Consider the following 10,982-nt stretch of genomic DNA (forward strand, 5'->3'; position numbering starts at 1 on the left):
ATCACCGAAATCTTTAGCCCTTGAAGGCCGTATATAGGAACCATCTAAAAACTCTAAATTATTAGCGATTGAGCATAACTGCCCGTTACTTCAATCCTCTGGTTCCATAAGGTTCTCCGGTAAGCGTCAAAAGGCCCCCACCTTAAATCCAAGGTGGGGGCCTTTTGACGCTTGACCAGTTACTTAAGTTCTGTAAGCCCTGTAGTCATGATTGTCAATAAGAACTTGACTGTTTCTGCGCGAGTTAGTTTATCGTTACCGTGATAGCCTTCTACGGTTGGGGCTGTCTTTCCAACCGAGTACCCCTTGGATAACAGGTATTGTATTGCATCGTCACCTTGGTAGACGAATCCATCAACAGCTGTGATGATCTCAGCTACTCTGGTGCGAGTTAGCTTTGTTTCTCGGGCTTTGAGATCATAATAACCCGGTATTGGAAGTTGGTATCTAGCTCCGATGTTGTATAAGCCATCAGCCCAATGGAGATGTTGTTGTAGGTCGAGTCCTGTTGTGTCAGATTTAAGCGCACGAAACAAGAAAGCTAAAAACTCAGCCTCCGTTACTGGTTGATCTGGTCTGAATGTGTTGTCTGGATATCCCTGAGTAATATTTTTACTGATTGCCCAAGCAATCTCTTTTGCCGCCCAATGCCCCTTAAGGTCTTTCATTTGATCTGTGATTTTCAAGTAGTTAGATGGAATATCTAACTTGACGGGAGAAGTTGGAAATTGATTTACTTCAGGCTTTGTAGGCTCAGAATCCTTCGTTTTGCTAAAGTTTATAGACATTACGAAGCTTTTGTCATCATAGGTGACTGTTGCTCCTAATGTTTCAAAGAATAGACGTACAGGAAAATAAACAAGACCATCCTCATCCTTGAAAGGAGGGGCGCTTAATTCAACCTCCCGCTCCCTGTACGGGTCATCCGTACGTACCCAAGCCTTAGCTAAATCAAAATTTGTCGCTATAGACGTGGTCTCGGTGTATGCGTAGGGTCCAATATTCCCTAACTGAACATCTGCACCAATTGCCTTAAAGAGCCCACTAAAAACTCCGGTTATTGGCATAAATAAAGTGCCGTTTACCATCTTCATTCGATGACCCATCAAATCAACGTAACTACGGTTAAACCTTAAGCCGATATTGTCCTCGCTGTATTTTCCAATCGGCTCATCAGACAAAACACTAGCCAAATCATTATTAACACGATCATTAATTGTTGTGAAAGACCAGCTTTTATTATTCACAGTTGCAGTATAGGTTTCGCTGTATTTTAAGTTCTCTTTAGGGATTAATAGTAGGGCGTCAGGTGAATACATCTGATTACTCTCACTAAAGACAGGAACGTCGTTACCCTTGCTATCCTTAAGACTAAAGCTTGGGTTACTACCCAAATCTTTTTGTTGGTACGAGATAATAAAACCTGAACGCTCTACTCCAAATTGCTCCAAAGGATTAGGAACTTCTCCACCAGGAAATGCAACAGGTACATTCTTTTGCCCATCATAAGGGTATACAGTTACAGAAGAATTACCTTTCTCATTCCCAAGCGAACCGACAACCGAACCACCCTCTTTAGCTAGTCCAATAGAGGTTAGATTGGGACTAATAAGTGTCATACGGTGGTAAGGTACTTCAATTAAGCTTCTTACACCTGTAATAATGGTTCCATTCCCCATGAAGATAGCCTCACCAACATGATCGTAACCGCTTGCTCCGACAAAGTTAGCTCTATCAGCAGGTGTAACTCCTGTGAACCCACTGTTTCCCGGAACCTCATCATGGAGCTCAAAAAGACTGACGGTATTCGTAAATAAATACTTTGCATGGTTTTGCGCAGCCTTTATAAGGTAAGGATCCAGCTTAACCTTGGACAAACCAACCTTTGTTCTTACAGCATTAAGATAATCTAACCCATCTAATTCGTCTTGTGTATACTTGTAGCTTTCAATTGTGACCTTAATATCCGTCGTTTCTGCTGCAAATACATGGTGTGGAGTTAAAGCTCCGAATGCTCCTGCTGTAAGAGTTAAAGCTAGGGCTAATTTTGTCATTTTTTTGCTTAAAGATTTTTTCAAAGTAAGTCCTCCATATAATGTCTAAGCAAATAACTTTTTTTCTTTTTACTTAGAATGCATTTCTTGAATGTTATATATTAACATAAATTTCCATGCAACAAAGATGATAACTGTAGTTTAGCATTTAATTTCAAGTTTGTAACTCAACTTTCACAGTACAGAAACCATCTTAGCAACCGTTTGCACCTTTCCCGAACCAAAAGATGATATTTCGAAAAAACTTTTGAAACAATTAAAAGTGCATAATAAAAGACCTCAAATAAGAGATCAATTTGGGCTGTTTTAAACTAAGACGTAACTATTTATTTTCTATCTCTAACTATCTTTTTTTCTTTCTTACTTTTATGGCAACCATTATACAAACAAATGCTCCTATAAAAGTTGAAAAAATTGCAATAAAAGCACCATTATCCATTTGTGCATCTCCAAATCAAATTGTAGATTAATTTTAATAGATTAGTTAATTATTACAATTTGTTTCTATGCCTGGTTCTTATTGAGATCAAGGAGGCGAGCAAGATCCCTGCACAAAAGCCGGTGATTGGCGCTACGACCAACATTCCGATGATATTGCCGCCCGAGGTTAGCAGCAGTTTAAATCCTGTCATGAAGACTGCGACCATCGCCGCGAAGCCCCAATAAAACAGTTTTTGTTTGGACGTGATGAATGGGATCACTTTCGTATAGGGATCCGTTTTATAAAGCGCGACTCCAATTGAACCGACTATAACCATCATGCCAGTCATCGACAGACCGTGCTGTAAAATTTTGTACACTGGCAGGTCCAATAGGACGGTAGACTGCAGTACGGTAAGTTGCTGGACCATATAACCGCCCTCATGCGTAAAGGCGTCGACCGCAACATGCGAGAGAAAGCCGAAGGAAACAGATACGATGTAGATAATCCAGTCGCGAAGCGTTCGCAGGCTCCATATGCCTAAAAGGCTATACGCCCTCCGATTCAAGCTAAAGGCGGATGGCAGGTGCAGGACGAGCGACTCCTTAACAAAAGTGTGAATAAGATAGGCGAACAGGATACATAGCGGAATCACCTGAAGGACAAAGCCCGAGAACGAATGACCGATCGTCCGATGTGGCTCCAAGGCGATAAAATATTCAAAATCAGGGGCCATACTTCCCAGCACGAGGCCGGTTACACTGAACCATCGCGGGTTGATGAATTTTAAGGGAAAAGCATAGGTCGGGTGCGCGAAGGTAAAAGGCATCGGTTAGCGACTCACCTCCTCTTTTTACCTATAGACGAACCTAAACAAGGATGGGTTGCTAAAATGTAACATGGAAAAAGTGACTTCCTACTCGATTAGTTGAACAACAATCAACTTTTCAACATCATTAAGTGGGTGTCCTATCGAGGATTTGCTCTGTACTGCTCTCCATTTGTTCATATGTTTCCTTCAGTCGCTTTACGTCCGCCTTGGGAGGATAACCAAACATACGAGAATATTCACGACTAAACTGGGATGCACTTTCATAACCAACCCGATAGGCAACCTCAGTAGCATCCGCTGACTCCATTAACAATAGACTCCGGGCTTCTTGCAACCTAAGCTGTTTTTGAAATTGAAGTGGACTCATGGCAGTGATTTCTTTAAAAAGTCTGTGGAACGAGGAAGTGCTCATACTAGCCACATCAGCAAGTTCTTCAATTCTTAAAGGTTGATCATACTGTTGGATAATTTGGTCGATTGCCCCCCTGATGCGATAGGTATTGCTTCCTTCCAGTGCAATTTGTGCAAGTATTACGCCATATTGCCCTTGAAGGAGTCTATAAATGATCTCTTTCTTAAGAATAGGAGCAAGGAAGGGAATGTCTTGAGGTGAATCGAGCAATTGAACCAAACGAAGCACAGCATCCAATATGGGTATCTCGATTTGACCCACAAACATAGCTCGTGAAGCGTATTCCTTTGAATTGGCTTGAATATTAGCGTCTTTCAAAACCTCCAAAATTTCATTCTGGCTAAAATCAATTTTCAAGCTCAAATACGGAGCATCGTGTGAAGCCTTAATAACCTGCCCTCTTACCGGAAGGTTCATAGACGTTATCAGATACTTGGACGGGCCATATTCAAGGCGTTCCCCAGCTAGAAAGATTTCTTTAAGCCCTTGAGTGATAAAACAAAAGGAAGGACTATACACTTTGTAGACTGGCTCACTCACCCTATCCGAACGAATAAGGAACAGGGAAGGAATAGAAGTCTGCAACACTCCGGCATGTTTACAATGGTGGTGAATCAGTTTTGTAAGGTTATCCTGTAGAATTCTTATTTCTTCAACCATGGTCTCTCCTTGATGCTTTATTTTGTTTTATTATACGCCATTAGTTTGCTATTAAAAAATCGTATTGAGAGGATTAGGCAATCATTTAAGACAAATTAGATATCCGTTCTTTGTTCAGGAGTGCATAATAAAGCCATGCCCAGAGTTACTAAGTAGGGACAATGGAGGGTTTTAAATGCAAAAGGTAATTTTGAACAATGGTGTTGAGATGCCTATACTCGGTTTTGGAGTATTTCAGATTGTAGATCAAAATGAATGTGAACAAAGCGTTTATGACGCTATTATGGCAGGCTATCGGCTGATTGATACAGCTGCCTCTTATCTGAATGAGGAAGCAGTTGGCAGAGCGATCAAACGGAGTGGTGTAGCAAGAGAGGAATTATTTATCACTACGAAGCTTTGGGTTCAGGATACAGGTTATGAGAACACGAAGAAAGCATTCGCGAAATCACTGGATAGAATGCAATTGGATTATCTGGATTTGTATTTAATTCATCAGCCATATGGCGATGTGCATGGCTCATGGCGCGCTATGGAGGAATTGTATCGTGAGGGAAAGGTCCGTGCAATTGGCGTTAGTAACTTCCATGAAGATCGTCTAATCGATTTGATTATTCATAATGAAGTCGTTCCCTCCGTAAACCAGGTAGAAACACACCCTTTCAATCAGCAACTCGAAAATGCAAAATTCATGAAAGAGAATAAAGTTCAGATCGAATCCTGGGCACCTTTTGCTGAAGGGAAAAATAACTTATTCCAGAATGAGGTATTGGTATCCATAGCTGAAAAGGTTAATAAATCCGTTGCTCAGGTCGTTTTACGTTGGTTAACGCAAAGAGAAGTCGTTGTCATTCCAAAGTCTGTTCGTAAAGAAAGAATTATCGAAAACTTCAACATCTTTGATTTTGAATTAAATCAAGAGGATATGGAGTCGATCGCTACATTAGATACGAATCAGAGCCTGTTCTTCTCGCATCGTGATCCTGAAATGGTGAAATGGATCGGTACCCGAAAACTTGATATCTAACAATCGCTAGAAGAGGCTGCTCCATAAGTGAAAACTTTTGGAGCAGCTTCCTTCTTTTACATCCCAAGCTGACTACCGCCACGAGAATGGACTTTGTTGTAATAGTTCCTTTCTGATCGGTGAATAATTAACTGGAATCCACATGAAAGGAGCAACAAAATGACTCAAATCAACAGTGCCAACGATTCACAACGTGCCGCGACGCCATCAAACGAACCTAAGAAACAGGGGAAATCCACAGATAAGAAAAAGTCGAAGTAATACTGTTGTCCAATGAAAATTAAGTTATTGACTGACAGTGCTGATTTTACGCATTTTACAACTAACAAACAAAAACCCAGTCAAAACACAAAAATAAAGTGTTAGACTGGGTTTTTGATGTTGAGCAATCGTACCCGGCTTTATCTCTGCTATCATGGTCATCCTTCATTCGATACGCTTATGTGTATCCTGGTTTCATTTCTCATTCGGCTGCGTCTGCCTTTCTTAATGGGTATGGGAAATGCATAATAGATAATCAATCCGATGATGATTGTTTTATTTTAATCATGATTTCACCTCAATGGATAAGTTCTCCATAACCAAGAGGTATTAATCATTGTTACTTCACTAAACTGCCCTTTAGTTGAGAAAACGACAGCCAGTAACAACGGCTGCCGTCCCTTTGAGTATATTGAACAACGTGTCGCGTTAATAACGCAAATCAAACAGATAGAAAACTATACAACCTCAAAATTATATACTTTAGAAAAATGATTTAGTTTGTCCACTATCCTATCTTCGATGTTCTCTTCAAAAGAAATAGATTCTGTGGCATATTTTGCAAGCTCTTCATGATACCCGATCATCACAGAATGAGCCGCATTCAAAAACATTGTTAAATCATTCGCATCATTGCCAAATGCTAAATAATTCTCTTTTTCAATTTTGATTTTACTCAATGCCGTCCACTTATCAATATTTTTAGGACTTATATCCACTAAATTTTCATGTTTGTGCTTATGAATAACTACATCTAGCCTGAACAATTTCTCTGCTAACTCTTCCATGTTATTAGCGGATAAAATTAATATCTTAACAATAGATTTATGAGTATCTAAATCAACCATTTTCGCTAACTTAGCTGGGTCGACATTATTTAGAATAGGATGGTCTTGAGAACCAGTATAGGAATAGTCCCACTCCCCATCAATTAGGTATGTAACCTCATAATCAGACAGAAGGGCTTTGATTGAATTCATTTGATCATCAGAAAATGAAGTAGAATGTGTTAACTTACCATTTTGAGAGATCAGTGATCCGTTCCCTCCAATCAAAGTGTATGTGTGAAATCGTTGGTCCAATACGGGCAACATGTCACGAATCGGTCTTGCCGAAGCAAATATAACATTGTTCCCTTTGGACTGGAGGGCTTCTAATGCAATTAATATTTTTTCTGTTACTGGCTTACCTTTAAAACAAATCGTACCATCTAAATCAAATACAAAGTTCATTTGCTTACTCCTCTTTTTTTAACCATTTGTGCTCTTCCTTTGTTCTATATATTTGACTTTTTTCAACATGCTCAAGTAATTTAGGTTCCTATAACTACTGACATTTTTCTGTACTGAGCCATCGACTATTTCACCAAACAGTAACTACATTACCATATGATTTCCGTTCCATCCCGCGTTTCTTGTAAACTAAACTGCCCGTTAGAATAAGGTACGTGCTGAATTCAGCCTTGTACTAATTGTGAAATATCAAGACCATTCTGTATTACCCAAGGAAGAAATTGCGAATACGTTACCATATTTCCCCACTACCCTGCCTGTTAGCTAGCTACAATTGATCAACAGGATGAAGCTAAAGCGGTAAGGAAATGATAAGATTCGTTGGGCGATTTTTTCTGAAAGGGGCATATGCATATTGAAGTACGAACTTAGCCGTTGCCTGCTAGAAGAAAGGCTTCAGGAAGCAGGAATGCCGCTGGAACGGCTGGCGCTTGAACTGCGGGTGAGACGGGAGCGGCTGGATGACTTTATCGACAATAAAAGAGTGATGTCTCTTAAGCTTGCGATTTCGATCGCCGATACGCTTCAGTGCGAGGTGCGCAGCCTGTACGAATTAACGCCTTCCGATGAACACCCTTAGTCAGCGGTCGGGTAAGTGAACTTCCTGCCCGTTAACATAACGAAGGCGGCCGAATCTTTTCCGGTCGCCTACATTGTGTATTATGGAGCTATCGTTCTTCGAGGGAGCTTAACTTTTTAACTCCAAGTGAAGAATACGTCTTACTTTTTTATAAAATGCTGCTTGAGAACATCCAGTGCCATAAGTTCTGAAAGCCACTCTAACCTTCCAAGATGATTTGCAAAAGCCCATTCGTTAGGTCTTTCAGTCATTTTTGTACATCTCTAATTTCAATACATACATGCTCGATTCGAGGTTATAAATGCCGAGTATATCAGGCGTAACATCAAATGAATTCATGTCGTCCACGATATCTTTCCGTCCACCAGACGCCAAGAGAACACCCCAATTCGCATGAGGCTTTCCATCGGCAGTGATATTAACGTCACTCATATCGGCGGTTAATACGGTAACACTTGCGCCGGGATAACAGACAAAAACACTGTATTCCCATGGATTACCTCCGTCATCATTCATACTTTCGGTTCGAACTTCGTAGACATTTGTTACTTCAAGTCTGAGTCCGCCAAAATTAAAAGTTTTAGTTTCTCCGTTTTGTGTCGGATTTGGTATCTGAGAAGGTGTTTGAGATAACGTTGAAGTCGGTGTTGAACTCGAATCAATGCTGGGGTTCATAGTTTCAATAGGTACACTGGTATTGCAGCCGACTAGCAATATCAACATAGTGATTGTCATAAGTAGTACCATAGCACGTAGCATTTGATTGGAATTGTTCATTATAGATTTCTCCTTCCACAAATGATGGTTTTTAGAATTTCTGGTTCGGCTTCTATTTCAGTTAAAACTAATAGCTGAAAACAAACACCAACGCCATCCTTATCAGCATAATTTCTCCCACTATTTAGACGAAAATATTTGGAAGTTGTTGCGTTATCCTGCCCGTTACTTCAATAGACATCAAAAAGGAGCTGTCCTTTTTTTCGGCAGCTCCACGCTATCGTTCCCCGTTAGTTTAATGAGCTATATAAGTACTGAAGACTTATCGCAAAATGTTTCTTCGATCAATCCTTTAAACTCCGATATTCTTTAGGTGTCTTATTATAGTGTTTTTTAAAAGACTGAATGAAGTGATTAACATGATTGAAACCCACTCTACTGGCTACTTCGGTTATTGTGAATTCAGTAGAGTTTAACAACTCGGCACTTTTTTTGATTCGATACTTAATTAAATAGTCATAAGGAGTCGTATGAAGTGTTTTCTTAAAAATTCGAGTGCACTCAGAAACACTAAGATGTGCAGCATCAGCTATTTCTTGTAGAGATTGGTTATTAGCATAGTTTTGATGGATATAACTAATCATCAATTGAATTCGTTCTTGCTGCTGTTTTATGTGTTTGGGCGATTCCACGGTAGCCGAAGAAATATTTGTTATCATGGTCAACCATAACTGTACGGTCATAATAGAAACCTCGTATTCCCAACCCCAGTATCTTTTAACGTTGAACTTATCCTTTAAACTCATGAGGATCCCCAACATAGTAATTTGCCAATCTGTCTCTGGTCTTATTATTAGCGATAAAAATAAAGAGTTAGTATAAGGAAGTACATAATTTTTTTCCATATGACTGTCTGAATAAAAAGAAAGTAATTTCTCCGGAAAATTAAAGCTTACATATTCACTATTTTTAGCAACTTGCTTAGATACGTGTAATACTCCCTTATTTATAAAAATTGCATGTCCAGCTTCTAGCTCATGAGTTACACCATTGACTTGCATAACAATTTTCCCTTCGGTTACCAAAGTAAACTGGAGTTCTTCATGCCAGTGTAATTCATTAAAGCCTCTGCCCTCTGGAATACAGTTTAAGGAGGTTACGGTATACATAGCATAAGGAAAAGAAGTATCGGGATAATGATTGATCTCGTGTAGTTTATTAACCAATTATATCTCCCTTTCAAATATGACGATATAACTATATTTTTTAGAGATATTCTTACAGAATTTTATAAATGATGATGATATTATTATATCCTGTTAAGTGTTTCAATAATACATTCTGCAAGAAGGAGTTATCCATGAAATTAAATAAATCAAACGTGGTAGTCAATCCGTATATTTTGCTAATTATCGGTATTCTTGCTATTGCCATATCATCAATTATGATTAAATCATCAAATACTCCTCCATCCGTTGCAGGAATGTATAGATTATATATAACTGTATTAATCATGCTTCCTTTTGTGTCTTGGAAAAAACTTAGATTAACACGATTAACTATGTGTGACTGGAGCCTTATATTATCTGCCGGATTTTTTCTTGGATTACATTTTTTATTTTGGATGGAATCTTTATCTTACACATCGGTAGCAAGTTCGATGGTTATTTTGACTTTACAACCGCTGTTCGTAATGATTGGATCCTATTTTATTTTTAAAGAACGAGTAAACAGACTAATGGTAGTAAGCATGATAACTGCCGTATTCGGTTCTATCATTATAGCTTGGGGCGATTTAGGTGTCTCAAGAGAAGCACTGATCGGAGATGCACTTTCATTATTGGGGACTGTCTCGATTGCTGCTTATATGCTGGCTGGACAAAAAGTGAGCCATAAAATACCAGCTAATGTATACAGCGTTATTGTTTTTTTCATTGGTGGTAGCGTCATGCTGATATACAGCCTAGTGAACAATTTTTCTTGGACAGGTTATAGTTCCTCTGACTGGATGTACTTCTTTTTACTTGCCTTAATTCCAACCATATTTGGACATTTTATATTTAATCTGTTGCTAAAATCAATCGGTGCAACTACTATTTCTGTTGGCGTTATCGGTGAGCCTGTGCTTGCAATAATCCTTGCATACTTTATCTTGGGAGAAGCAGTCACTGCTTCTCAAATCATTGGAGGATTATTAACAATAATGGGAATGGGGTTTTATTTTGGAGCTAAGTCTAAATGAATACTCTTACCCATTTTAATAAACAGAAGGCAGCCTGATAATTGGCTGCCTTCTGTTTCTATCACCATACTAACCTGCCAGTTACTTCAAAAAAAGGAGTTCACTCGTAGCAAGCTCCTCAACTATCGTTTCCCGTTAGTTTAATAATATTACACTATTTATAAAGCTCATCGATCGAAACACCATTCAACACGTGATTAACAACGATTGGAAGCCTCTTTACGAACTTGTTCCATTTCACGCCCTCAAAGATAAATAGTTCTTCGTGCTCGACGTCGAAGCTGCCTAAACATTTCTGATCAGGGATCCAAATGATAAATCCGGTACCGCCATAACCTTCTACTTCTTTTGTAAAATCCAGAAAAACTCTACCTTGCCATTGTATCGGCTTCACGTCAAAAATCGTTTCGAATTCGATGTATTCAGTGGGGCATGACTCAGTAAGATCAATTCTTCGATTTTCAGTTCCGAGCCATTTAATGAT

The 10,982-nt window shown here is 39.2% G+C and carries 9 protein-coding genes and 1 pseudogene; 3 read left to right on the forward strand and 7 right to left on the reverse strand.

What is annotated here, in order from left to right; translation table 11 throughout:
- Positions 1-179 precede the first annotated feature (179 nt).
- The 3 genes from M1K58_RS08195 to M1K58_RS08205 form a co-directional block, all read right to left on the reverse strand.
- Entirely contained in the window at positions 180-2,078 is a 1,899-nt protein-coding gene (locus M1K58_RS08195; protein ID WP_256758164.1) for an S-layer homology domain-containing protein, read from the reverse strand.
- Positions 2,079-2,545: 467 nt separating this feature from the next.
- Positions 2,546-3,304: a DUF4184 family protein gene (locus M1K58_RS08200; RefSeq protein WP_256758165.1), complete on the reverse strand. Its 759-nt coding sequence runs from the start codon at positions 3,302-3,304 to the stop codon at positions 2,546-2,548.
- A 127-nt stretch (positions 3,305-3,431) separates the two neighbouring features.
- Entirely contained in the window at positions 3,432-4,379 is a 948-nt protein-coding gene (locus tag M1K58_RS08205) for an AraC family transcriptional regulator (protein ID WP_256758166.1), read from the reverse strand.
- 175 nt (positions 4,380-4,554) lie between these two features.
- Here M1K58_RS08205 and M1K58_RS08210 point away from each other — a divergent pair, with 175 nt between their 5' ends.
- Positions 4,555-5,406 carry an aldo/keto reductase gene (locus M1K58_RS08210; RefSeq protein WP_256758167.1) on the forward strand — a complete coding sequence of 284 codons (852 nt, stop codon included), beginning with the start codon at positions 4,555-4,557 and terminating at the stop codon, positions 5,404-5,406.
- Positions 5,407-6,125: 719 nt separating this feature from the next.
- Here M1K58_RS08210 and M1K58_RS08215 read toward each other — a convergent pair.
- Positions 6,126-6,899, reverse strand: coding sequence for an HAD-IIB family hydrolase (locus M1K58_RS08215; protein WP_256758168.1), 774 nt, complete (start codon positions 6,897-6,899; stop codon positions 6,126-6,128).
- Between the two features lie 415 nt (positions 6,900-7,314).
- Here M1K58_RS08215 and M1K58_RS08220 point away from each other — a divergent pair, with 415 nt between their 5' ends.
- Positions 7,315-7,539 carry a helix-turn-helix domain-containing protein gene (locus M1K58_RS08220; protein WP_256758169.1) on the forward strand — a complete coding sequence of 75 codons (225 nt, stop codon included), beginning with the start codon at positions 7,315-7,317 and terminating at the stop codon, positions 7,537-7,539.
- 243 nt (positions 7,540-7,782) lie between these two features.
- Here the strand turns inward: M1K58_RS08220 and M1K58_RS08225 are convergent, their stop codons facing one another.
- Complete coding sequence (locus M1K58_RS08225) at positions 7,783-8,316, reverse strand: hypothetical protein (RefSeq protein WP_256758170.1); 534 nt, start codon at positions 8,314-8,316, stop codon at positions 7,783-7,785.
- Between the two features lie 284 nt (positions 8,317-8,600).
- Complete coding sequence (locus tag M1K58_RS08230) at positions 8,601-9,482, reverse strand: AraC family transcriptional regulator (protein ID WP_256758171.1); 882 nt, start codon at positions 9,480-9,482, stop codon at positions 8,601-8,603.
- Positions 9,483-9,616: 134 nt separating this feature from the next.
- Between M1K58_RS08230 and M1K58_RS08235 the strand changes: the two genes are divergently transcribed.
- Entirely contained in the window at positions 9,617-10,498 is an 882-nt protein-coding gene (locus M1K58_RS08235; RefSeq protein ID WP_256758172.1) for a DMT family transporter, read from the forward strand.
- Between the two features lie 154 nt (positions 10,499-10,652).
- Here the strand turns inward: M1K58_RS08235 and M1K58_RS08240 are convergent.
- Positions 10,653-10,982 (reverse strand): annotated as a pseudogene (locus tag M1K58_RS08240) (ankyrin repeat domain-containing protein); the annotation flags it as partial.

This window comes from Cohnella sp. WQ 127256, assembly GCF_024519285.1.
Taxonomy (GTDB): Bacteria; Bacillota; Bacilli; order Paenibacillales; family Paenibacillaceae; genus Cohnella.

What these genes read in the sequence shown, in the direction of transcription:
- M1K58_RS08200 (WP_256758165.1), bottom strand. Translation starts at nt 3,304, where the DNA reads ATGCCTTTTACCTTCGCGCACCCGACCTATGCTTTTCCCTTAAAATTC.
- M1K58_RS08205 (WP_256758166.1), bottom strand. Translation starts at nt 4,379, where the DNA reads ATGGTTGAAGAAATAAGAATTCTACAGGATAACCTTACAAAACTGATT.
- M1K58_RS08210 (WP_256758167.1), top strand. Translation starts at nt 4,555, where the DNA reads ATGCAAAAGGTAATTTTGAACAATGGTGTTGAGATGCCTATACTCGGT.
- M1K58_RS08215 (WP_256758168.1), bottom strand. Translation starts at nt 6,899, where the DNA reads ATGAACTTTGTATTTGATTTAGATGGTACGATTTGTTTTAAAGGTAAG.
- M1K58_RS08225 (WP_256758170.1), bottom strand. Translation starts at nt 8,316, where the DNA reads ATGAACAATTCCAATCAAATGCTACGTGCTATGGTACTACTTATGACA.
- M1K58_RS08235 (WP_256758172.1), top strand. Translation starts at nt 9,617, where the DNA reads ATGAAATTAAATAAATCAAACGTGGTAGTCAATCCGTATATTTTGCTA.